This is a genomic window from Flavobacterium degerlachei (assembly GCF_900106645.1).
Lineage (GTDB): Bacteria > Bacteroidota > Bacteroidia > Flavobacteriales > Flavobacteriaceae > Flavobacterium > Flavobacterium degerlachei.
Genome location: NZ_FNMV01000021.1, coordinates 1 through 23,285 on the forward strand (window position 1 = coordinate 1; position 23,285 = coordinate 23,285).

Annotated in this window: 22 protein-coding genes and 1 pseudogene; 11 read left to right on the plus strand and 12 right to left on the minus strand. The window is 33.2% G+C overall.

Annotated elements, in window-relative coordinates:
• Positions 1-821: 821 nt before the first annotated feature.
• From thrS to BLV91_RS16150, 9 genes and pseudogenes are all read left to right on the plus strand, one after another.
• On the plus strand, positions 822-2,768 hold the full coding sequence (gene thrS, locus BLV91_RS16110) for a threonine--tRNA ligase (RefSeq protein ID WP_091435136.1): 1,947 nt from the start codon (positions 822-824) through the stop codon (positions 2,766-2,768).
• Positions 2,769-2,784: 16 nt separating this feature from the next.
• On the plus strand, positions 2,785-3,342 hold the full coding sequence (infC, locus tag BLV91_RS16115) for a translation initiation factor IF-3 (protein WP_394331846.1): 558 nt from the start codon (positions 2,785-2,787) through the stop codon (positions 3,340-3,342).
• 122 nt (positions 3,343-3,464) lie between these two features.
• A complete protein-coding gene (rpmI, locus tag BLV91_RS16120; RefSeq protein WP_007136182.1) occupies positions 3,465-3,662 on the plus strand; it encodes a 50S ribosomal protein L35 in 198 nt (65 codons plus the stop codon).
• Positions 3,663-3,841: 179 nt separating this feature from the next.
• Positions 3,842-4,186 carry a 50S ribosomal protein L20 gene (gene rplT / locus BLV91_RS16125; RefSeq protein WP_007136183.1) on the plus strand — a complete coding sequence of 115 codons (345 nt, stop codon included), beginning with the start codon at positions 3,842-3,844 and terminating at the stop codon, positions 4,184-4,186.
• A gap of 327 nt (positions 4,187-4,513) precedes the next feature.
• Positions 4,514-5,181: pseudogene (locus tag BLV91_RS16130) on the plus strand (response regulator transcription factor).
• Positions 5,182-5,341: 160 nt separating this feature from the next.
• On the plus strand, positions 5,342-5,641 hold the full coding sequence (locus BLV91_RS16135) for a hypothetical protein (RefSeq protein ID WP_091435138.1): 300 nt from the start codon (positions 5,342-5,344) through the stop codon (positions 5,639-5,641).
• Positions 5,642-6,062: 421 nt separating this feature from the next.
• A complete protein-coding gene (locus BLV91_RS16140; RefSeq protein WP_091435140.1) occupies positions 6,063-6,494 on the plus strand; it encodes a hypothetical protein in 432 nt (143 codons plus the stop codon).
• Between the two features lie 189 nt (positions 6,495-6,683).
• On the plus strand, positions 6,684-7,100 hold the full coding sequence (locus tag BLV91_RS16145) for a hypothetical protein (protein ID WP_091435142.1): 417 nt from the start codon (positions 6,684-6,686) through the stop codon (positions 7,098-7,100).
• A gap of 168 nt (positions 7,101-7,268) precedes the next feature.
• Entirely contained in the window at positions 7,269-8,072 is an 804-nt protein-coding gene (locus BLV91_RS16150; RefSeq protein ID WP_091435144.1) for an endonuclease/exonuclease/phosphatase family protein, read from the plus strand.
• Between the two features lie 6 nt (positions 8,073-8,078).
• Here the strand turns inward: BLV91_RS16150 and BLV91_RS16155 are convergent, their stop codons facing one another.
• The 12 genes from BLV91_RS16155 to tgt all read right to left on the minus strand — a co-directional run bounded on the left by BLV91_RS16155 (position 8,079) and on the right by tgt (position 20,862).
• Complete coding sequence (locus BLV91_RS16155) at positions 8,079-8,990, minus strand: glutaminase (RefSeq protein ID WP_091435179.1); 912 nt, start codon at positions 8,988-8,990, stop codon at positions 8,079-8,081.
• A 52-nt stretch (positions 8,991-9,042) separates the two neighbouring features.
• A complete protein-coding gene (locus tag BLV91_RS16160) occupies positions 9,043-10,260 on the minus strand; it encodes an asparagine synthetase B (protein ID WP_175514032.1) in 1,218 nt (405 codons plus the stop codon).
• 839 nt (positions 10,261-11,099) lie between these two features.
• Complete coding sequence (locus BLV91_RS16170) at positions 11,100-11,762, minus strand: response regulator transcription factor (protein ID WP_175514030.1); 663 nt, start codon at positions 11,760-11,762, stop codon at positions 11,100-11,102.
• A 3-nt stretch (positions 11,763-11,765) separates the two neighbouring features.
• The gene (locus BLV91_RS16175) at positions 11,766-12,557 is read right to left on the minus strand and encodes a sensor histidine kinase (RefSeq protein ID WP_091435149.1); all 792 of its coding nucleotides are present in this window, start codon (positions 12,555-12,557) and stop codon (positions 11,766-11,768) included.
• 124 nt (positions 12,558-12,681) lie between these two features.
• The gene (locus BLV91_RS16180) at positions 12,682-13,329 is read right to left on the minus strand and encodes a hypothetical protein (RefSeq protein ID WP_091435151.1); all 648 of its coding nucleotides are present in this window, start codon (positions 13,327-13,329) and stop codon (positions 12,682-12,684) included.
• Positions 13,330-13,331: 2 nt separating this feature from the next.
• The gene (locus BLV91_RS16185) at positions 13,332-13,766 is read right to left on the minus strand and encodes a hypothetical protein (RefSeq protein WP_091435153.1); all 435 of its coding nucleotides are present in this window, start codon (positions 13,764-13,766) and stop codon (positions 13,332-13,334) included.
• Between the two features lie 208 nt (positions 13,767-13,974).
• Positions 13,975-15,519 (minus strand): replicative DNA helicase, encoded by a 1,545-nt coding sequence (dnaB, locus tag BLV91_RS16190; protein WP_091435155.1) that lies wholly within the window; start codon positions 15,517-15,519, stop codon positions 13,975-13,977.
• Positions 15,520-15,659: 140 nt separating this feature from the next.
• Positions 15,660-16,613, minus strand: coding sequence for an acetyl-CoA carboxylase carboxyltransferase subunit alpha (locus BLV91_RS16195; protein WP_091435156.1), 954 nt, complete (start codon positions 16,611-16,613; stop codon positions 15,660-15,662).
• A 258-nt stretch (positions 16,614-16,871) separates the two neighbouring features.
• A complete protein-coding gene (locus tag BLV91_RS16200; RefSeq protein ID WP_091435158.1) occupies positions 16,872-17,459 on the minus strand; it encodes a dual specificity protein phosphatase family protein in 588 nt (195 codons plus the stop codon).
• Positions 17,460-17,663: 204 nt separating this feature from the next.
• Positions 17,664-18,551 carry a DMT family transporter gene (locus BLV91_RS16205; RefSeq protein WP_091435159.1) on the minus strand — a complete coding sequence of 296 codons (888 nt, stop codon included), beginning with the start codon at positions 18,549-18,551 and terminating at the stop codon, positions 17,664-17,666.
• The gene (locus BLV91_RS16210; protein ID WP_091435160.1) at positions 18,538-19,626 is read right to left on the minus strand and encodes an LptF/LptG family permease; all 1,089 of its coding nucleotides are present in this window, start codon (positions 19,624-19,626) and stop codon (positions 18,538-18,540) included. Before BLV91_RS16210 ends, BLV91_RS16205 begins: the two co-directional genes overlap by 14 nt.
• Before the next feature lie 105 nt (positions 19,627-19,731).
• Positions 19,732-20,862, minus strand: coding sequence for a tRNA guanosine(34) transglycosylase Tgt (tgt, locus tag BLV91_RS16215; protein ID WP_091435162.1), 1,131 nt, complete (start codon positions 20,860-20,862; stop codon positions 19,732-19,734).
• 552 nt (positions 20,863-21,414) lie between these two features.
• On the opposite strand from tgt, the gene BLV91_RS16220 reads away from it, so the two are divergent.
• Both BLV91_RS16220 and BLV91_RS16225 read left to right on the plus strand, forming a co-directional pair.
• Complete coding sequence (locus BLV91_RS16220) at positions 21,415-22,125, plus strand: hypothetical protein (protein ID WP_091435163.1); 711 nt, start codon at positions 21,415-21,417, stop codon at positions 22,123-22,125.
• 126 nt (positions 22,126-22,251) lie between these two features.
• Complete coding sequence (locus tag BLV91_RS16225; RefSeq protein ID WP_091435165.1) at positions 22,252-23,226, plus strand: alpha/beta hydrolase family protein; 975 nt, start codon at positions 22,252-22,254, stop codon at positions 23,224-23,226.
• Positions 23,227-23,285 lie beyond the last annotated feature (59 nt).

The following is a 23,285-nucleotide window of genomic DNA, read 5'->3' on the forward strand; positions in this document are numbered from 1 at the left end:
GTTGCAACACTTAGCGTGTTTCTCGAAGCGGGTGCAAAAGTACAACTTCTTTTTAATCTCGCAAGTGTTTTTTAAAAGTTTTTTAAGAAACTTTCATTTCTGCTTTTCTTCTAAATAAACCCAGTTTCCCGTGTTTCACTTACTCAATATATTAAAGAACTTGATCCCTTTCGGGTCGGCAAAGATAATTACTTGTTTTATTTCTCACAACACTTTTTTTTAATTAAATTACTCTAATTTTTAAGTTTTGTTTTCCATTAAATAAGTAAGAACGTCTGCGTTGTTGCGGGTGCAAAAGTACCACCTTTATTGAATAAATCAATCTTTTTACTAACCTTTTTTTGTCTTTTTCTCAACCCTTATTTTAAGTTACTGGAATCCTGACTATTGAAGGCGGTTTTTTTTCCTCTCCCCATCCCTCTCGGAAGGAAAGAGAGACTTTACGGAAGAAAGTCCCATGTTTTTCCCGAGTTTACTACGCCTTTACCCCAATTAACAAAGTTTCCAGCTTTTTAAAGGCTGGAAGCTTTGTTAATATTGACGTCCTTTTGAAGGTACTCCTATATAGTAAAGAGACTTTGCTGCAACTCAAAAGCCAAAACATCTTTTTGAAAGCGACTACCTAGCCCTGATAGAAGCGAAAATCCTTATATGCCGGGGTTCGGCATATAAGATTGAAGTAAATAGCAGGATACAGCTCCCGAAAATTTTACAAGAAAAGTATACAAACTGATTTCCTACCTATATATACAACAAACCTTGCATATATATTGTATCTGTTTTTGTAATGGACTATATTTGCATTCTTAAATTAACAAACAATGATTAAGATTACTTTGCCCGATGGGTCAGTTAAAGAGTTCGCGTCAGACGTAACTCCTATGGAAGTTGCTAAAAGCATTAGTGAAGGGTTTGCCAGAAATGTAATTTCGGCATCTTTTAATGGTACAACAGTTGAAACCACAACTCCTTTGACTACGGATGGCAGTCTTATATTATACACCTGGAATGACGAAAACGGAAAGAAAGCTTTTTGGCACTCAACTTCGCATGTCATGGCACAGGTTCTTGAAGAAATGTATCCTGGCATCAAATTAACCCTTGGGCCTGCAATTTCGAACGGGTTTTATTATGACGTAGATTTTGAGGACCAAAAAATCACTGATGCTGATTTTAAAAAAATAGAAGATCGTGTTCTTGAAATTTCGAGAGGAAAACACGAATTCAAGTTACGTCCTGTTTCTAAAGCAGATGCATTAGAGCTATATAAGGACAATGTTTATAAAACAGAGATGATTTCTAATCTTGAAGATGGAACAATCACGTTTTGTGACCATGATACTTTTACTGACTTATGTCGCGGTGGTCACATTCCGAATACAGGAATAATCAAAGCGATGAAAATCATGAGTGTTGCTGGAGCTTACTGGCGCGGTGATGAAAAGAACAAACAGCTGACTCGTGTCTACGGAACTTCGTTCCCAAAACAAAAGGATCTAACGGAATACTTATTATTGCTTGAAGAAGCAAAAAGACGTGACCATAGAAAACTAGGAAAAGAATTGGAGTTGTTTGCTTTCTCAGCAAAAGTAGGTCAAGGTTTACCATTATGGCTACCTAAAGGAGCTGCTTTGAGAGAGCGTTTAGAGCAATTCTTGAAGAAAGCACAGAAAAAAGCGGGTTATGAGCAAGTGGTTACTCCGCATATTGGTCAAAAAGAATTATATGTGACCTCTGGGCATTACGCTAAGTATGGAGCAGATAGTTTTCAGCCAATAAGCACTCCACACGAAGGAGAAGAGTTTTTATTGAAACCTATGAACTGCCCTCATCACTGTGAGATATATAATGTAAGACCATGGTCATACAAAGATTTACCAAAGCGTTACGCTGAATTTGGTACTGTTTACAGATATGAGCAAAGTGGAGAGCTACACGGATTAACACGTGTACGAGGGTTTACTCAGGATGATGCACATATTTTTTGTACTCCAGAACAACTGGACGAAGAGTTTAAAAAAGTAATTGACCTAGTACTATATGTATTTGGTTCATTAGGATTTGAAAACTTTACTGCTCAGATTTCACTTAGAGATAAAGAGAACAGAGAAAAGTATATAGGAACAGATGAAAACTGGGAGAAAGCAGAAAATGCAATTATCAATGCCGCTGCCGATAAAGGATTGAATACCGTAATAGAATATGGCGAAGCAGCTTTCTATGGTCCGAAGTTGGATTTCATGGTTAAAGATGCTTTAGGCAGACAATGGCAATTAGGTACTATTCAGGTAGATTACAACCTACCAGAACGTTTTGATTTGACTTACAAAGGATCTGATAACGAATTACATAGACCGGTTATGATCCATAGAGCACCTTTTGGTTCAATGGAACGATTTATAGCAATCTTGCTTGAACATACTGCGGGAAATTTCCCACTCTGGTTGATGCCGGAACAGGCTATTATATTGTCTTTAAGCGAGAAATATGAAATATATGCCAAAAAAGTTTTAGATTTGCTAGAAAATCACGAAATTCGCGCCACGATTGACAACCGAAACGAAACGATTGGGAAGAAAATCAGGGATGCTGAAATGCAAAAGATCCCGTTTATGCTGATTGTAGGAGAAGAAGAAGAGAAAAACGGCACCATTTCTATCCGTCGTCACGGACAAGAAGGAAAAGGTAATATCACAATCACAATAGAGGAATTTGCCGCTATTGTTGATGAAGAGATTAAAAAAACATTAAAAGTATTTACAGTTTAACTTAAATTATAAAGTCATAGCAATAAGAAGCAACAGAGGTTACCAACCTCGCGTAGAAAAAAAGGATGCCCACAGAATCAATAATAACATTCGTGGTATACAAGAAGTACGTCTTGTAGGTGAAAACATAGAGCCTGGAGTTTTTAAACTTTCAGAAGCTTTGCGTTTAGCGGATCAATTTGAACTAGATTTAGTTGAAATTTCACCAAATGCTGAACCGCCAGTATGTAAGATTATGGATTACAAGAAATTTGTTTACGAACAAAAGAAACGTGATAAAATCTTAAAAGCAAAATCTACACAGGTAACTGTAAAAGAGATTCGTTTTGGTCCTCAAACTGATGAGCATGATTATGAGTTTAAAAGAAAGAATGCTGAAAAATTCCTAAAAGAAGGTGCTAAGCTAAAAGCTTTTGTATTCTTTAAAGGACGTTCTATTATCTATAAAGATCAAGGTCAAATCTTATTATTAAGATTAGCTACGGATTTAGAGGAATTTGGTAAAGTGGAAGCTATGCCAGTTCTAGAAGGAAAGAGAATGATTATGTTCATTGCTCCTAAGAAGAAGAAATAATCCTTTAAGCCCCGAAGGGGAAATTAAGAAGGATATATATACACTCTAGATCCCTTCCCTTTGGAAAGAGATCGAGAGCTGAAAAATAAGTAAGTAAGAATAAATTAAAATACTAGGAAAAAATGCCTAAAATGAAAACCAAATCTAGCGCCAAGAAACGTTTTAAAGTTACTGGTTCTGGAAAGATTAAAAGAAAGCATGCTTTTAAAAGTCACATCTTGACTAAAAAATCTAAAAAACGTAAATTAGCTTTGACACATTCAGCGCTAGTTCACAAATCAGATATGAAAAGCATCAAACAACAATTAAGAATTATATAATTAGTCTTAAGTCTTAAAGTTATTAAGTCTCAGAGTCACATGACTTTTGACATTTAACTTTTAAAACATTTGACTAAAGAAATTCTTTAGGTTAAAAAAATTTAAAATAACCTTGGAGTATGGCCTTTAAGTTCTCTTGATTCAATTCGGGACGCCTGCTACAAAAAAACAATAAAATTATGCCAAGATCGGTAAATTCAGTTGCAAAAAGAGCAAGAAGAAAAAAAATAATGAAGCTAGCCAAAGGATACTTTGGTAGACGTAAAAACGTTTGGACAGTAGCTAAGAATGCGGTAGAGAAAGCAATGTGCTACGCTTACCGTGACAGAAAAGTGAACAAAAGAAATTTCCGTGCATTATGGATTCAACGTATCAACGCTGGAGCTAGATTAGAAGGAATGTCTTACTCACAATTCATGGGTAAAGTGAAAAAGCATAACATCGAATTGAACCGTAAAGTTCTTGCAGATTTAGCTATGAACCACCCTGAAGCTTTCAAAGCTGTACTTAATAAAGTAAAATAAACGTTTTATCAACTCAATTTAGCTTACTTACTTATAAAGAAACCCCATTCGAAAGATTGGGGTTTTTTGTTTCTATATTGTCCCGACCTGAAATAGTCATAATCCTATTCACCAAGAAACCTTAGTCAAACACCAAAAAGAGACAAAACTATATCTTTTAAAACGCACTAACAATGAGCTTTTAGTCGACTTTATTTTAAAAATAGTAAATTGTTTTCCAAAATGTGGAAAACCGTATTCATTCTATTAAAGTAACCATTACTTTTGGTATTAAATCTGATAAAAAACTCAATACAAAACTCATTTTTAAAATATACCAGCGGACTCATGTTTAAAAAAATTCTAATAGCCGAAGATTTAGATAGTATCAGCAACGCTGTCGAGCTAGCATTAACTGAGCTCTCTATTACTGAGATACATCATGCACGATACTGTGATGATGCTTTATTGAAAATAAAAAAGGCACTACGAGACGAGGTCCATACGATCTTTTAATTAGTGATTTGTCATTCAAAATTGACCACAGAGAGAACAAATTAACTTGTGGTGATGAGCTTATTGAAGCCGTAAAAAAAATACAACCAGATATTAAAACAATTGTATTTTCGATTGAAGATAAATCATATAGAATAAAATCTCTTTTTAACAACTTAGGAATTAATGCCTATGTATCAAAAGGCAGAAACAGTATTCCGCAACTTCAGAAAGCGATTCAAAGTATTTATTCCACTGATGAAAAAATCCTGTCTGATGAATGGCAACATGTTTTGAGAGACAAATCATTAGTAGAAATTGAACCCTATGACATCACATTATTAAAGTTGCTTTCTAAAGGCTATATTCTAGATGAGATTTCTTTGGAACTTAAAAACTCTGGAATTATACCAAACGGCAGTAGCAGTATAGAGAAACGCATCAACAAACTTAAAGTTTACTTCAAAGCTAATAACAATGTACATCTTATTGCTATATCGAAAGATTTAGGACTACTATAAAACCTTCATTTTTTTCCGTCAAAACAGGAAAATGAAGTCATTTTAGCACTTCTCCATCCTTAGGGATCCATTTATTTTCTGCATTACGGTTTCCCGTAAGGAACTCGTGTTTAATGTATCTATGTTTGCGTCGATTTTAACTTTATGTACATAATCAGATATGGAAAATAACGACACAATATTCATTACAATAGAAGAGATAAAAAATGATCTTAAAACCGCAAAATGGACGACACGTCTTGATGATTATAATAATTATGTAAAAGAATACATCAAACATTATAAAAAGTCATTAAAAGGCAATCCTATTTCATTGGCGAAATACCCTTACATGAAAATCAAATCTGAGCTATTAGCTGAACGTATTAAGAACGCAGAAGACAAATCCGTTTTAACCAAAAAACAAATCAAAAGGTTTTTAAAAATCAATACCAAATTAGAAAGTGCTTCTTATGAGTAACTCTGTTTTTAAAGTTAACTATATACTCCACACAGCTATTTATCCATACATAGCTGTATCCCCTACTCTATTACTACCGCAAGAAACACCATAATTTTAATTATAGTCCGACTTACTTTAAAGACATTCCGATTTAATTTACGTCCAATGCGGTTTTCCGTAAACTAATGTGATTTATTGAGAGTACGTTTGCAATATCTAACAAATACAACCTATGAAACTGCAATCCATATTTGAATTTGACATATTGTTACTGACCGAAATAACGGTTCTATTTATAGGAGTAGCATGCATAGTTTACATTTTAATAAAAAAATTCATGAACAAATAAGAATGTGTGAAAGAGTCAAACAAAAACTAAGCTAATAGCACATTCAATTCTTATAAAAAAAACACAAAAGAATCCCTAACAAACTACGTAATGTACTTTAACACAAAAATAGATCGCATTATTATTAATAATGATCAACTTGATATCTTTTATAAAACTGGTATGAAAGATGAGATATTGATTTCGGACTTAAAAGATATTTTTATCACCGTCAACAAAATCAACCCTATCTATGAATTTCTAATAATTATGCTGTTTACAGTTAGTACTATTTTTGCTGTTTTCTACTTACAAGCAAACCTCATTTTAATTATCTCGTCTTTATTTATTCTAGTAACTATAGCAAAAATGAATAAACACAAGCGATATGGTATGAAGATAAATCTAAAAAATGGAATAACCATCAAAAAACGAGTACCCTTAAAATCAAAAAATGATTCTATCGATTTTGTAAATGATGTTCGAAAAAAAATTTATAAAAGTAAAATAGAAAGCTCTAATCAACTCGTTTTTTCTATATAAACGTTCAATTAAATCCCAAACGAAACAAATAATTATCCATTTCGCAATCCGTACTGACAACGAATTCTAGTTATCGTATAATACTATTACAGATTGTGATTCAAAATAAAAAACATTATTTATTCCATAAATGAGGTTTACCGTAAGCATATCAGCTTAGATACCTATATTTTTGCAAAAACAGATGCAATGAGTGATAACATAAAACCAATTAGCGTAATCATCCTAAGTCTATCAATAGTCTTATTTTCATGTAAAAATGACAATAGTACAAAAGAGATAGAGCAAACTGAAACTCAATCTTTGAATCAAGACCACCAATTTCTGCCAGAACACAGTAAAAGTGTTATTGATTCATTATTTGAATATGAAATCAATAAAGAGCTCTTAAAAAAAACAGAAAATAATTACCATGTGCATGGTACAGATGAAGAGGGAAATATAGTCTTTGGAACAATCACAATCGACGGTAAACTAGGAATAGGAATGATCCGTGGCAATGACGCAAAAGGAATCGAAGTTATAGCAGAGCGTACTAGTCACAACATACTAACTGCAACTGACATAAAAGGATATGAATATCAATTAAAATTAGACCATAATTAATTATTTCTTTCCAAAGCGCAACTCAACTCGACAATCAAAAATTAATATTCTATTAAAAACACTGATTATTTTGCGTTTGACTATAATTTACTCTTCCAGAATTTATCTCTAATTATCCTAAAATTTTCACTAAGTTGCGGGATATTTTGTCCTTATTTTCCCCCATAAATGAAAAAGTTACTTTCGATATTATTTCTTCTTTTTTGCTCCGTTTTTTATGCTCAAACAAAACTTTTATCTTGGAATATAGAAAATCTTGGTAAATCAAAGTCCGCAACTGAAATAGCATTCATTGTAGAAACAGTACGTGAATACGACATCATTGCTCTCCAAGAAGTGGTAGCAGGATATGGCGGTTCCCAAGCAGTCGCAAAATTAGCGGATGAACTAAATCGAAAAGGAGCCAAATGGGATTATGTTATTAGTGATCCAACCAGTGGTAGTTCATATAAAAAAGAACGGTATGCTTTTATTTGGAAAACTGCCAAACTTAAAAAAATAGGTCGTGCATGGCTTGAAAAAAAATTCCATATGGAGATAGAAAGAGAGCCCTATTACTGCACGTTTCAATATCAAAACAAACAATTTACCGTAGTAAATTATCATGCTTTACCCAAAAGCAAACAGCCTGAGCGTGAAATCAAATATTTCAAATACTTACCAGAAGTATATCCTACTTTAAATCTGATTTTTGCAGGAGATTTTAATTGTCCCCAATCCCATACCGTTTTCAATCCATTAAAAAAGATGGGATATCAATCAGTTTTAGTTGGTCAAAAAACCTCACTCAAACAAAAATGCAAGAACAATAAATGTCTTGCATCTGAGTATGATAATATGTATTATAAAACTACGAAAATCAAAAACCTGAATTCAGGGATTATTTCCTTTTATAAAAACTTTAATTCACTGAAAGAAGCCCGAAAAATATCAGATCATATTCCTGTGTGGTTTGAATTTGCATTGAATTAAATTCTCTTAAAAAACAGACATCCCCGTTTTTGTAGTCAATAATTCTAAGGCGTGCATTCCCAATTCTGAATTTCCTTTTTTGTTTAATTTGGGAGACCAGGTGGCAACTACAAAATTTTTAGGATACAAAGCAACGATGCCTCCACCGATTCCGCTTTTCCCAGGCAACCCCACTTTATAAGTAAATTCACCTGACTCATCATAAAAACCACAGGTCTGCATTAATGCATTTAGTCTCTTCACTTGACTTTTGGTCAAAATTTGTTTTCCTTCTTTAGTTTTTCCTTCATTGGCAAAGAAGAAAAAAGAATGTGCCAACTCTTTGCAAGTCATTTCTATCGAACATTGATGAAAATAAAAATCCAAAACTTCATCAACATCATTTTCTATATTTCCAAAAGACTTCAAAAAATTCGCTAAAGCCGCATTCCTAAAACGAGTATCCTTCTCTGATTGGGCTACAGCCAAATTGAAATTGATTGTTGGACTTCCTGAAATTACCCTTATATATTCAAGAAAATCCTCCTTTGGATTATTCAAACATGAAACTAACATGTCAGCTATGACAATAGCACCTGAATTAATAAACGGGTTTCTTGGGATTCCTTTTTCATACTCTAATTGTATTAGGGAATTAAAAGCACTTCCTGAAGGTTCCACTCCTACTCTTTTCCATATTTTTTCATCCAAAAAAGAAAAAGCTAATGCCACGGTTAATGCTTTAGATATACTTTGAATAGAAAATTTCTCAACGCTATCTCCTATCCCAAAATCTTCACCTTCTATAGTTGTAAGATGAATTCCAAATTTGTTTGGACTCACTTTAGCTAATTCTGGTATCGTCGTAGTTACATTCCCCGTAGTTGAAAATGTATTTGACTCTTGTTCTATTTCCTGTAAAATCGTTGTAAAGTTCATTTGTTCAATAAAATTGAATATTGGATGTTGAATGATGGTAGTGATTCTACCTTTAAGTTTTTTGTTTTTTCTTTCTGGCAGCTGGAAACAAAACATTGTTTAGTATTAGCCTATAACCTGGGGAATTAGAATGCAAATCCAAAACGGTGGGACTATCACCCACGTGATGCTGAAAATCTTCGGGATCGTGTCCTCCAAAAAAAGTAAACATTCCTTTGCCCTTTTCACCGTGAATATAACGTGCTTCCCCATTAAGTTCGCAGCTTCCCATAATCAAAACGTTGGATTTTATTAAAGATGACTCAAAAGAAGTAGTCTGTCCCATAAAACCCTTTACTAATTGGGTATGATTTTGACATAGCATACTAGGAATAGGATCCCATTTAGCAGAAAACTCCATCAAGGTAAAATAATCCTTTTCCATTGGAATTCTTCTTTTTTCCGTCATATCAATATCTGAAAACTCATATTTTTCTGGGCTTCTTTCCAATATAAAATCCTTAAAGGCAAATGAATTTGAATAATTCATCTTTGACTGATAATTGGCATCACTTTGATCGCCATCAAACATAGGTTCACAAATATCAATTCCATCAGCGGCCAGAGCAATATCAAAACTGTCAGTTGCAGAACACATGGCAAACATGAAGCCGCCTCCAATGACAAAATCTCTAATTTTTTTAGCTACAGCTCCCTTTTCTTGAGAAACCTTTTCATATCCTAAACTACTGGCTAACTCTTCTGCTTCCTTTTTTTGCTCTATATACCAAGGTACATTTCTGTAAGCTCCAAAAAACTTTCCGTACTGGCCTGTAAAATCTTCATGATGTAAATGCAGCCAGTCATAAAGTAGTAATTGGTCACTTAAAACTTCCTCATCATAAATTGCCGTAAATGGAATTTCAGCATAAGTTAATACCAAGGTCACTGCATCATCCCATGGATGTTTCCCTTTTGGAGTATAAACGGCAATTTTTGGTGCTTTTTCAAGAATTACCGATTCCATATTTTGTGAAGGACTTGCTATTTCAGTAAGAATCCTTTCTTCTTCATTATCCGAAAGAATCTCAAAACTCACACCGCGAATCTGGCATTCCTTCCTTATTTCTGACACATCTGGTAATAAAAATGATCCACCACGATAATTTAGTAACCAACTGGCTTTGTAGTTTTTTTCTAAACACCAAAATGTAACACCATAAGCTTTCAGATGGTTTTGTTGTGTGTTTTCATCCATTGGCAACAAAATAAAAGAAGCTTTTGTACCCATTGTAATTAACAAGAAAAAGAAACACACATAAGTTTTAGACAGCATTTGAAACTATTTTATATCAAAGATAGAAAAGGAAAAGGTTTAAATTACCTAAACTAGATTTAAAAACTAATTGAGTTATAAATAATTTATGAATCAATAAAAAAACACGTAAAAACACTCGCATACATCTTTATTGTAATTCTTAGATTTGTTTATCTTATTATTAATACTAAAGAAAAACCACCATGAATAATAACAACAATTCCAATACACTTAATGGTTTAAGCATTATTAAAAAAATAGCTGCCATATTCCTAATTACATTTATTATTGTTTTTTATGTTTTGTCCATAAATTTTCTTCTTGCGTAATTGTTGATAATTTGAATTATAAATTAGTGTTTTCCAAAGTTGAAAATAATTTCATATTCTACAAATGAAATTATTAATGATAGCAAAGCTACAGATCAGCAATTGTTACAACAGCCAAAATCGAAATCACAGAAAAGAACTGTTATTTGGACTAGTAATTCAGGGCTAAAATTGAAAAATGTGGAGAGAAAAAACAAAAATCTACATTACCATAAATGCATATCTTGAAAGAAAACCAAAACAGGTATAAATACGTATATCCATATTAAGCACAAGTATTAAATTTGGAAACCACAAATAAAAAAAACGTCTTTATGAACCCTGATGAAGAAAAAAACCCTTTCAAAAGCTTAAAATTAGTACAGAAAATAGCACTTTTACTATTAGTAATCACTATTATAACTTTTTATGTACTTTCAATTCAATATATAATGCAATAATACCGAAACATACAAAATTGCCCAATTTAAACTGAATTATCCCTTATTCAATAACGACAATATCATTTTGCATCGCATAAACGACTAATCCCGCACTATTTTTTGACCCCGTCTTAAGCAGTAAATTGTTTCTGTGCCCTTCAACAGTTCTTGGGCTTATAAAAAGCATTTCGCCAATCTCCAGATTAGTCTTTTGCTCACAAATTAATTGCAGCACTTCTATTTCCCTAGTAGTAATAAAGTTACTATCCAGCATACTTTTATTGTTTTTAGAACTAGAGTCTATTTCTTTAATTACCTTAAGAACCTTTTCATTATAATAAAAACCTTTTAACGCAACTTCCTTAATGGTTTTCAAGAGTTCTTGAGGAGTCGTGTTCTTAACCAAATAAGATACTGCACCCACATTAATCATATTCGCTACAAAAGAGGGAGTGTCGTAGCTAGTCAATGCTATAATTTTAATTTCCGGAAACTCCTTGTGTAAAATTTTAGTTGCTTCAATACCATTTAATAAAGGCATTTTTAAATCCATAATAATAATGTCAGGATGACTCTCATTTTCGTTCAAGAAACTGATAAGTTCAGCCCCATTAGAAGCTTCCTGAATGATATCGATATTCTCTTCCCTGCCTAAAAGAAAGGAGATTCCTTTCCTAAAAAGAACTTCATCGTCAACTAACATTATTTTAATACGATTATCCATAGTTTAAAAATTAAAAACAACCTGTATTCCTTTATTTAATTCTGATTCAAAGGTTATCATTCCGTTTAACAAATCCACTCTACTTTCAATATTTTTCATTCCAAGTCCATTTTTATTTTCTTGGGAATTCACATCAAAACCAAGACCGTCATCAGAATAATTACAACTAACACCTCCGTTTTTACTTTCGAATAAAACGCTAATGTTTTTAGCTTTACCATGGCGCAAAGAATTATTCATTAGCTCCTGTAAAATCCTAAAAACATGCAGATGTCTGTCATTATCATTTTTATCAAACTCCACTTCATTTTTGTAAATAACCTGTACGGCTTTACTGCTATTAAATTCTAAACACAATTCTTCAACACCAGCATTAAGACCAAACTGATCAAAGACTGGAGGTAATAAATCATGGGCAATCCTTCTGGTATTCTCCAATGCTTTACCTACCAAATCAATAATGTTGTTCGTGATTTCTGAAATTTCATTCTCCAATAAATTGGGAGTATTCAACAAGTAGCTATTTAAAGAAACAATGTTCAGTTTAGAACTAATATCATCGTGTAGATCTTGAGCAATTCGTTTTCGTTCTTCTTCCTGAGTAATAATTACAGCTCGTAACTGCTCTCTTTGATGTTGAATCACTAAATTTCTTTTCTCTACCTCCTTCTGGATAATCTTCTTTCGAGAGTAGTAGAAAAAGACAATTAAAACTATTGCGACAACGATAAAGAAAAGAGAACTGTATAAAATAATCAATACTAGTTCTTTTTCATAAGCTGGGTTTATTTTCATCTTCATTATTTAATTTCTCAACATCTAAAAATCAATTCATATTACTAGACTAATTACAGCTATATCATCACTACAACCTATATGTATCTTACTCTTTAGGAAAATAGCATACATTGGTCTATCATTATTCTAGTGTAAGTACTGCTTTTTTCGAAAAAGTCTTGTACCATTCAAAAGAAATAAACAATTGATAAATAACATATAGTAAAGCATTAGCCACCCAAGTTATTTTACTCATTTCAGCACTCATTAAAGCAGTAAGATTACCTACAAAAAACAGTATTGTACTACCAAATAAATAAAGCATAATACCAATATTTATGTAATAGAATTGCTTTTTAGCAGTTAGCATATTATAAAAATAAAACACACTGTAAATAATTAATATAAAAGAGGTTAAAAATATCTCGAATAAATTAAATTTAAATAGCAAACTACTATCTAGACTGTATTGAATTCCTAAAATAGCAAAGCAACTTACAAAACCAATGTTTATAATTTTTCTTTGTAAAGAGTTAGTAAAAAGAGATTTATAAAAAAGACTTAGAAATACAAACTGGCCTAAAAAATAAAAATGAGACAAAAAGAGATTATTAATTCTCAAGGAGGATAAATAACCAGAAATCAGTTGGATTACCAAAATGACTAATAGATAAACCGTAAATATTTTATTGGCTTTGCCACCAGTACCTAATCGTATACTAAACAATACTAAATTTACAAATAAAAGAAAATAACCAATATTTGCTATTAAATGCCAAATGTAGCTCATAATTAAACTTCTAAAGGACTATTAGGATCATTATATGGAGGACATGGCTTTGTAAAATCATAGATATCATCAGCATCTTCTCCAACACTTACACCTTTACCAGGAGTAGTAATCAGATCTTCGTATATTTTTGTTTCAGGATTATATTTTGTCCCTACAAACATTAACTTTTCAATATAAGTTGGTTTATCACCTTCCTGTTCAGCCTTTACCTTTTGAACACCAATGTAAGCTCGAACATGAGTTCCACCTTCTTCTAATAATTCTCTTAAATCGACTGCCGGAATTAAAAAAGCGTTTAACTCATGATGTTTATTGTATTTACCTTCTTTTTGAGTCCAGCGTTTCGCCCATTTTTGAGCTGTTTTTAATGGAATTGAGTTTATTGCAAACCCTACTTTTTCTGATAATTTTCCCAATGTGTTTTCTTTAGACATTAATATTAATTTTTTAAGTTCTTAAAAATCTAGTTATCAAGCAATATAATACACTGCTAAAGTAGTATTTTTTACGTTTTTAACATAAAAAATACTGCATTTTATTAGTTGAAAAAATAACCAAAAACAGTAATCACATGTATACAATGAATCTACCTGAAAAAATAAAGGCATAAAAAAAGCCTATTAAAATAGGCTTTTTGATTATCTAAAATGGCATATCGCTATCATCGTCGTCGTCATTCAAATTACTTCCAAAGGCTTCATGTGGCGATGGAAGATTTTTTGTTACAAACGGATTATCATCCTGATTCATTGACGAAGGTAAATCATCGTAACCACCAGAATGATCTTCTAAGTTATCAAACTTACCAAGATGTCCTATAAACTTCAAACGAACGTTTTCAATACTACCATTACGGTGTTTTGCAATCATAATTTCGGCTTGACCAGCGGTCGGTGAAGCTTCATCATCATCCCACTCATCAATTTTATAATATTCAGGACGATATAAGAAGGACACGATATCCGCATCTTGCTCAATCGCACCCGATTCACGAAGGTCAGAAAGCAAAGGTCTTTTACTAGATCCACGAGTCTCAACAGCACGCGATAATTGCGAAAGTGCAATAACTGGCACATTTAATTCTTTTGCTAATGCTTTTAAGTTTCGGGAAATAGTAGAGATTTCTTGTTCTCTATTTCCTCCTCCTTTACCGTTTCCTCCGGCAGTCATCAATTGCAAGTAATCTACAATGATGATTCGGATTCCATGTTGCGAAACTAAACGTCTTGCTTTGGCACGTAAATCAAAAATAGAAAGTGAAGGAGTATCATCAATAAACAAAGGTGCTTTCTCCAAATTTTTAACTTTGGTACTCAACTGTTCCCATTCGTGTTTTTCTAATTTACCAGTACGTAATTTCTCTGATGACAATCCTGTCTCAGACGATATTAAACGAGTAATTAACTGTACTGAAGCCATCTCAAGAGAGAATAACGCAACTGGCATTCCAAAATCAATTGCCATATTTCTGGCCATTGATAATACGAATGCAGTCTTACCCATCGCTGGTCTTGCCGCGATAATAATTAAATCACTTGGCTGCCATCCAGATGTAATCTTATCTAGTTTTTCAAAACCAGTAGCCACACCACTCAATCCTTCTTGACCGGCGATTTCTTCAATACGTTTTTTTGCTTGCAACACTAAACTCTGTGCTGTTTCAGAACTACGTTTAATATTCCCCTGGGTAACTTCGTATAATTTAGATTCCGCCTTGTCTAATAAATCAAAAACATCGGCTGAGTCGTCATAAGAATCCTCAATTATTTCTGATGAAATACGAATCAAACTACGCTGAATAAACTTCTGAAGAATAATTCTGGAGTGAAATTCAATATGGGCTGATGAGGAAACCTTTTGCGTAAGCTGAATCAGGTAGAAATCTCCACCTGCTAAATCTAATTTGGCATTTTTCTTCAATTGTGCAGAGACTGTCAACAAGTCAATTGGCTGAGTCTCTGTAAACAATTGTACAATTGCCTCAAAAATATGTTTGTGTGCTTCTTTATAAAAAGCATCTGGCTGTAGAATGTCAATTACGTCATCTACTCCTTTTTTGTCAATCATCATGGCACCTAGAACTGCTTCTTCAAGCTCTAATACCTGTGGTGGTAGCTTCCCCTTTTCGAGGTTTATTATTGTCGTTTTATCAACCTTAATTGGGTTTACATTTTTGAAGTTTTCCATAAAGCGAAAGTAACATAAAATTAAAAAATATTGCTGTTGACTTATTACAAATATCTGTTGATAAGTAACTCTTTTTTGTTTATAACCCAAAAAAAATCCGAAACGGCAAGGCTTCGGATTAGTTCTACGTTTGTAAGATTTTACTCTTTATATTCGCCCATTTTACTGTATTTATCCATCCTCTGGGCAATTAAGTCCTTTGTTGATAAGTCTTTCAATTCATTATATCCTTTAGTGATATATTGCTCGACAGTTTTGAATGTTGTTTCTCTATCGTAATGTGCTCCTCCTAATGGTTCAGGAATAATATCATCAATTAGTTTTTGTCTCTTCATATCAGATGAAGTCAATTTCAAAGCTTCGGCAGCTTGTTCCTTGTACTCCCAGCTTTTCCATAAAATAGAAGAGCATGATTCTGGCGAAATTACAGAGTACCATGTGTTTTCTAACATATATACTTTGTCTCCCACTCCTATTCCTAATGCTCCACCTGAAGCACCTTCACCTACAATAATGGTAATAATAGGCACTTTAAGACGAACCATCTCAAATATATTTCTTGCAATCGCTTCTCCTTGTCCGCGTTCTTCTGCTTCTAGTCCTGGATAAGCTCCTGGAGTATCTATTAGTGTTAAAACAGGAATACCAAACTTCTCAGCCATTTTCATCAAGCGCAATGCTTTACGGTACCCTTCAGGATTTGCCATCCCAAAGTTTCTGTACTGACGTGTTTTAGTATTGTATCCTTTTTGTTGTCCGACAATCATAAAAGATTGACCGTCAATTTTACCCAAACCACCTATCATGGCTTTATCATCTTTAAAACCTCTGTCTCCGTGAAGCTCTAGGAAAGTGTCTCCGCAAAGAGCTTTAATGTGATCTAGAGTGTAAGGCCTATTTGGATGTCTTGACAATTGTACACGTTGCCATGCTGTCAAGTTTTTATAAATATGCTTTTTTGTTTCTATTAGTTTCTTGTTGATTTGTTTACACGTATTGGTAACATCAACCTCAGATTCCTGACCGATCACTTGACATTTTGCTAACTGATCTTCTAGTTCTTTTATAGGAAGCTCAAAATCTAAATATTCCATAGGATTTGTGCGTTTTCGTTTTTAATTTGGAAGTGCAAATATAAAATATTAAATCATTCATAATGCTATATTTTCTATTTAAGTCTCAAAAGCCTGCGTCAACACTTTCAAAAATAGCCAAATACATTTCAAAAACCACGAGTAAATCTGAATTTAAAACTGTTAAATAATTCTAAATAAATACATTAGCACATTTAATCAGAAGTCATCAAAGTGATTCTAAAATTTAAATATCAATCCACAATATTCAGTATTCTCTTATTGTTTGTTTGACAACTGCTTTCGCGATTTGTATCCTTTTAGATACTCGCCTTTGGGAGTTCCGTCATCAAATGAACTGAATTTAATCAATGTCCTCACTCCTTGTCGTGCGGCCTCATTAGTAAAGTTTTCATATTCTATTCGATATAGTGCAGCATACATTTCGGCTCTACCTGTACCGTGGTAACAATGGATCAGTATTGGATAATTATCCTTGTTATCCATTATTTTGGTAAAAACTGCTATGTTTTGTTCGTTGGGTACCTGCTCTGATGGATTACTGAAATAATTAACTCCACCAATATTTGCAACTGCGGCTCTTTCCGCCTGCAATTCACCAGGGCTTTCTGGGTTTAAAACCAAATCGTTTGTCCCAGGCATTCGTAAATCAACAATTGATTTTATATGATATTTCTTAACGTAACTAGCAATTTCATCTGGCGGAATAACAGCTGATTTATATACTTTTCCTTCCGTAATGGTTTCAAAATTATGATTGATATTCATATCGTATACGTACTTGCACACAAATATCATTATTACAGCAAATATTGAAAGCCCTATTATTTTTGCTTTTTTACTCATTTCTCAATTGTGGAATTAGGTACCGATGAGCTTCAAAAGTACTGAAATATAATCACTTGCAACACAGTCACACTACAATAGTTTATTCAATAAACGCTGTATAAATGGGATTCAATTCGAGAAAATTCGATGGCTACTTTATCAACCAAAATCGATATTAACGTCTTAGCTTATCTAGCATAAAAGCCAAAAATCAAAAAAGAATTATGCTTTGACTTTCTTATCTTGGTGCTTGATAATTCCGTTTAGGATTACCGTGATTAAGATTATTACGGCTCCAATATAAAACGAAGTACTCATTTTTTCTTTTCCTCCAATGATGAAATAGGCCAAAATAATACCATAAACCGGCTCTAAATTTGTCGTCAGCATCACCGTATAAGGGCTCAGTTTTTCCATCACTTTTACAGATGCCGTAAATGCATAAGCGGTACAGATCGAAGCCAAAATTAATATCAACATCCAGTTATTAAAGGTCAAAACAAAGAAATCAGCTGAGAATTTATTTTGGAATAAAAAATAAATCGAAATAAAGAAAACTCCCGCGATAAACTCATAAAAGGAAATTACTGAAGAATCGTGCTTTTCAATAAGCTTCCCATTCATAAGCGTAAACAACACTCCTAGAATGATGGATACCAAAGCGTATATCATTCCTTCCAGATAGCTAATTTCAACTTTCATGATCATTCCTAGTCCCGCAATGATAACCAGACCAAAGAGCACTTCGTACCACAACACTTTTCTACCATAAAAAAGCGGTTCCAGTAGGGATGCAAAAAAAGCACCCAATGAAAAAATGGAAAGTGTTATAGAAACATTAGAGACATGAATGGCGTGAAAAAAAGTAATCCAATGCAGGGCGATTAGCAAGCCTACAAAAACCAACTTGAGCAGTGCAGTGGTGGGAATTCGAAATGATTTTTTTTTAAATACAATAAATGCTCCTAAAAAAACACCCGCAAGCAGCATGCGATACCAAACGATAGCATCGGCAGAAATAGTGATTAATGCGCCTAAAATGGCTGTAAAACCCCAGATAAAAACAATTAAATGAAGGTTTAAATAACTTTTAAATTTATCGTTTTGCATTTCGTAGTAAAAAGATCGCTAAAATTCCAAAAGCAAAATTTGGAAACCAAACCGCAATCAAAGGTGAAAAACTGGATTTTTCAGCAAGTACGCCAAAAACCTTATCAAAAAATACATAAGCAAACGCCAGTGCGATTCCTATGGTAAGATTCATTCCCATTCCTCCCCTACGCTTCATGGCAGAAACAGAAACGGCAATTATAGTTAAGATAAAGGCCGAAACGGGCACACTGAATTTCTTATATAAAACGACCATGTAGACGTTGATATTAGAAGAACCTCGTTTTTTCTCTTTATCGATAAAATCTAATAATTCACTCAAGCTCAATGTTTCAGCGATATATACCACAGGAGTCAAATCTTCCAGTTCAAAACTGAACTTCGTCTTTTTCTCCGGCATTTTCTCTATTTTATCGCCTAATACACCCACAGTCCTTTTTGTAAAATCATACATGGTGTAGGTACTGTCTTCTGGATTCCATTTTATTCTGCTAGCCGTAATCTTAGAGACTAATTGGTCCTTCTTGAATTTTTCCAAAGCAAAATTAAAGGCTACATTAGACACTGGATTAAAACTGTTGACATACAAAAACTCATTGTCATTGATTTGTCTGTAAACATCCGTATTATCTCCACGCATTTGTTCCTTTCCTCCTCCTTTTAGATAGGTATATCTAAAGTTATTGAAACCTTCGCTAGATGCAGGAACAACCCAGAAACCCATCAATAAAACGAATATTGAAACAATCGAAGCACCAATAATGTACGGTCTCAAAAATCGTGTAAAAGATATCCCCGAACCTAAAATGGCAATAATCTCTGTATTATTGGCCAGTTTTGAGGTAAACCAAATAATGGACAAAAACAAAAAAATGGGAAATAAGTTATTGGCGAAATAGATGGTAAAATGATAATAATAAATCGCAATTTCCAATATTGGAATCTTGTTTTCTATCATTTTATTCACCTTCTCTGATACGTCAATGATAATCCCAATAGGTATAAACATCAATAACATAGCCGCAAAAGTGGCTAAATATCTTTTCAGGATGTATTTATCTATTATTGTTAACATTTAAAAAAGTTTAAGGTTTAAGGTTTAAAAGTTTAAGGTTTAGAACAGTTTCAAATTCACGCTGGGAGTTTCAAACTTTAAACTAAAAAAACTTTAAACATTTTTTTATAATCTTTGACTCATATTCTTCACCATCATTTCTTTCCAAGGTCTGAAATCACCAGCTATGATATGTTTTCTGGCCTCACGAACCAACCACATATAAAATCCAAGATTATGAATCGTAGCAATTTGTTTTCCTAGGTATTCATTGGCAGCAAACAAGTGACGTAAATACGCTTTCGTGTATTCAGTATCCACATAAGTGATGGCCATTTCGTCAATAGGCGAAAAGTCATCTTCCCATTTCTTGTTCTTGATATTGATCGTCCCGTTAGCAGTAAACAACATTCCGTTTCTGGCGTTACGCGTAGGCATCACACAGTCAAACATATCAACTCCAAGAGCAATGTTTTCCAAAATATTAATTGGAGTTCCCACTCCCATTAGGTAACGGGGTTTGTCTTCCGGCAAAATCTCACAAACCACTTCCGTCATTGCGTACATTTCCTCTGCAGGTTCCCCTACTGAAAGCCCACCAATAGCGTTTCCTACTTGGTTTGAATTAGCAATATATTCTGCTGATTGTTGACGCAAGTCCTTATAACAACTTCCTTGTACAATAGGAAAAAATGCTTGATCGTAACCGTATTTCACAGGCACTTTATCCAAATGATTCACACAACGGTCTAACCAGCGGTGGGTCATTTTCATAGAGCGCTTTGCATAGTTATAATCACAAGGGTAAGGCGTACACTCGTCAAATGCCATGATAATATCAGCACCTATGGTACGCTGAATTTCCATTACATTCTCAGGTGTAAAAAAGTGGTACGAACCGTCAATATGCGATTTGAACTTCACTCCCTCTTCCTTAATTTTTCGGTTTGCTGATAACGAATACACTTGGTATCCTCCAGAATCAGTCAAAATATTCCTGTCCCAATTCATAAATTTATGCAATCCACCCGCTTTTTCAAGGATTTCAGTTTGTGGACGCAAGTATAAATGGTAGGTGTTTCCCAGGATGATATCCGGGTTTATATCTAATTTTAGTTCCCTCTGGTGCACCCCTTTTACTGAGGCTACAGTACCCACAGGCATAAAAATAGGTGTTTCAATAACACCGTGATCAGTAGTAATGCTTCCCGCTCTGGCTTTCGACTGCGGGTCTTTTTGTAATAAATCAAACTTCATATTGTCGTATTTCTTCCGATTGTTCGGCGCGCAAAGATAGCTTAATTTGAAAACTAGATAATTAGATATCTCAAAAAATTAATTAAGATTTGGGAATTCGCTGCTAACAAGGGGTTCAAAAACACTTTTAAGACCCATTTAGCATCCGTAGATTAGTAATTTGGGCGTGACCTTGTTGCAGAAAACACAGTTCCAAAATTTAATTTAGATAGCAACAAGGTCGGGCTTTCCGTTACAATCTCCCGAAAAAATCGGGAGGATTTTCACTGTTATCCCTCACGCAATACAGTACTGAATTAACAATACCATCAAAATACAAACCCATGTAAACACGAAAAGCCGCCAACAAATATAGAGTCCATTCAATAATCTATAGGATAATTATTATATATTTGATAATAGATAAGGTCTTACTCTAGTCAGACTTATCTAACTTAATTTGGGATGATAAGTCTAACTTTATCAGACCTATGTACTAGTTATATGCCATTTAAATGAAAATTGGCGAAAAAAGAACTTATATAATTTATACTTTCATAAAAAAATTAAAAAATGAACACATTTTATGCAATTTCAGAAAAAGGACAAGAAGCAAATGAATTTGAAATTCCGTATTTTGGTAATGAAATGAGTCAAAATCAAATAAATGCTAGTGGTGGTTCGATTCAAATTAATAAAGTATTTAAAACGGCTACTGACCGAGAGTACGATATGAAGTTTCGAAAAGTAATGTATTCTCTAAAACCAATTTATAAAGTTCCTCTATTTTTGGATTATCACTTGGAAAGATATTTAGGAAATCCAACTGAATTTCTTTCTCAAATAAATTACACTATTTTACCCTTAGTTGAACGTGGTAATCGTAACTCTTATGCAAAAATAATTCAAGATTGGCTCGATGTTAAGAATCCTAAATCTGAGTCAAAAAGTTATACAATTTCAACAGGTGACATAAATGCACCATTCCAAATTCAGCAAGATTCAAATTACTCAAGTCAAGTACAGAAAATAAAACAAGTGAACGAAAGTGTAAATGAATTGTTCTCATTAATTAGGAAAGATATTGAGAAATTAGACAAGGATATTCGTGAAGATTTTGAGTTAGAAATGAATTATGCAGTTAAGCAACTTTCAAAAGAAAAAGACATTCAACCTCAATTGTTAAGTATAGGAGAACTTATAAAAAATGTGGGATTACCAATATTCACTGGACTAACTTCGTCTGGAATATTTGAAATGATAAAACCATTTATCGTAAAATAGAAACGGCATACAACAGCTGTTCCTATGTAAAGCATCATTAAGTTTTCGTTAACCCGAAAATTGAGCGGTTACGAACTTCCAGCCATCTCAAAGTGGCATAACCTTGTAAGCCATTTGAAAAAAACTATGAAATACGTTATAACATTAATCTTTATATTAGTCCTTACTAACTCTAAAGCTCAAGAGACCAAGATTCTTCTCAAACAAAAATTAATTTCTAATTTATCTGAAACACCAATATATCAACATTTAACAGAAAATGTAGACGGTCAAATTGAATGGAAAGAAAATTTTAAATATTTAGATAGTATTGAAATTTACAGCATAACATATTTAAGTGATGGCTTGAAAATAAATGGCCTTTTAGTAAAACCTAAAAAAGACGGGAAATATCCTTGTATAATTTATAATCGTGGTGGTAATAGTGATTTTGGAGCTTTAGTAATCGCTAACGGAGCAATTACTCTTGGTCAAATTGCAAAAGAAGGTTATGTTGTAATCGCAAGTCAATATAGAGGAAATGCAGGAAGTGAAGGAAAAGAAGAATTTGGAGGCAAAGATGTAAATGATATTACTATACTTCCAAAAGTATTGAAAGAAATAAAAGAAGCTGATACTCAAAAAATTGGAATGTATGGCTGGAGTCGTGGAGGAATGATGACATATATTGCTTTAACAAAAATGACAGAGATAAAAGTAGCTGTCGTTGGTGGAGCAGTTTCAGATATTTCTAGCTCAATTAAAGACAGACCTGAAATGGAAACTGATGTTCTATCAGAATTAATTCCCAATTATGCAGAAAACAAAGAAATAGAATTAGAGAAAAGGTCTGCTATCAAATGGGCAGACAAATTCCCAAAAAATATTCCGATTTTAATGATGCACGGAAATTCTGATTGGAGAGTTAAACCAACACAAAGTTTAAACCTTGCTTTGGAATTTGAAAAAAACAGAATTCCTTATAGACTAATAATGTTTGAAGGTGGCGACCATGGAATTTCGGAACACGAAAAAGAAGTAAATGAACAAGTAATAAATTGGTTTGATAGGTATTTAAAGAATAATGAACCATTGCCAAATATGGCATATCACGGAAGATAAAAACAGCATACAACAGCAGTTATGGTATAATGTTTGATTTAGTGGAATTTCCGTTTTAA

Coding starts and splice junctions, on each gene's coding strand:
- thrS (WP_091435136.1), top strand. CDS start 822: ATGATTAAGATTACTTTGCCCGATGGGTCAGTTAAAGAGTTCGCGTCA.
- rplT (WP_007136183.1), top strand. CDS start 3,842: ATGCCAAGATCGGTAAATTCAGTTGCAAAAAGAGCAAGAAGAAAAAAA.
- BLV91_RS16145 (WP_091435142.1), top strand. CDS start 6,684: ATGAGTGATAACATAAAACCAATTAGCGTAATCATCCTAAGTCTATCA.
- BLV91_RS16205 (WP_091435159.1), bottom strand. CDS start 18,551: ATGCAAAACGATAAATTTAAAAGTTATTTAAACCTTCATTTAATTGTT.
- BLV91_RS16135 (WP_091435138.1), top strand. CDS start 5,342: ATGGAAAATAACGACACAATATTCATTACAATAGAAGAGATAAAAAAT.
- BLV91_RS16160 (WP_175514032.1), bottom strand. CDS start 10,260: ATGGGTACAAAAGCTTCTTTTATTTTGTTGCCAATGGATGAAAACACA.
- BLV91_RS16175 (WP_091435149.1), bottom strand. CDS start 12,557: ATGAAAATAAACCCAGCTTATGAAAAAGAACTAGTATTGATTATTTTA.
- dnaB (WP_091435155.1), bottom strand. CDS start 15,519: ATGGAAAACTTCAAAAATGTAAACCCAATTAAGGTTGATAAAACGACA.
- tgt (WP_091435162.1), bottom strand. CDS start 20,862: ATGAAGTTTGATTTATTACAAAAAGACCCGCAGTCGAAAGCCAGAGCG.
- BLV91_RS16140 (WP_091435140.1), top strand. CDS start 6,063: ATGTACTTTAACACAAAAATAGATCGCATTATTATTAATAATGATCAA.
- BLV91_RS16195 (WP_091435156.1), bottom strand. CDS start 16,613: ATGGAATATTTAGATTTTGAGCTTCCTATAAAAGAACTAGAAGATCAG.
- BLV91_RS16220 (WP_091435163.1), top strand. CDS start 21,415: ATGAACACATTTTATGCAATTTCAGAAAAAGGACAAGAAGCAAATGAA.
- BLV91_RS16185 (WP_091435153.1), bottom strand. CDS start 13,766: ATGTCTAAAGAAAACACATTGGGAAAATTATCAGAAAAAGTAGGGTTT.
- BLV91_RS16225 (WP_091435165.1), top strand. CDS start 22,252: ATGAAATACGTTATAACATTAATCTTTATATTAGTCCTTACTAACTCT.
- BLV91_RS16210 (WP_091435160.1), bottom strand. CDS start 19,626: ATGTTAACAATAATAGATAAATACATCCTGAAAAGATATTTAGCCACT.
- BLV91_RS16150 (WP_091435144.1), top strand. CDS start 7,269: ATGAAAAAGTTACTTTCGATATTATTTCTTCTTTTTTGCTCCGTTTTT.
- BLV91_RS16170 (WP_175514030.1), bottom strand. CDS start 11,762: ATGGATAATCGTATTAAAATAATGTTAGTTGACGATGAAGTTCTTTTT.
- BLV91_RS16180 (WP_091435151.1), bottom strand. CDS start 13,329: ATGAGCTACATTTGGCATTTAATAGCAAATATTGGTTATTTTCTTTTA.
- BLV91_RS16200 (WP_091435158.1), bottom strand. CDS start 17,459: ATGAGTAAAAAAGCAAAAATAATAGGGCTTTCAATATTTGCTGTAATA.
- rpmI (WP_007136182.1), top strand. CDS start 3,465: ATGCCTAAAATGAAAACCAAATCTAGCGCCAAGAAACGTTTTAAAGTT.
- BLV91_RS16155 (WP_091435179.1), bottom strand. CDS start 8,990: ATGAACTTTACAACGATTTTACAGGAAATAGAACAAGAGTCAAATACA.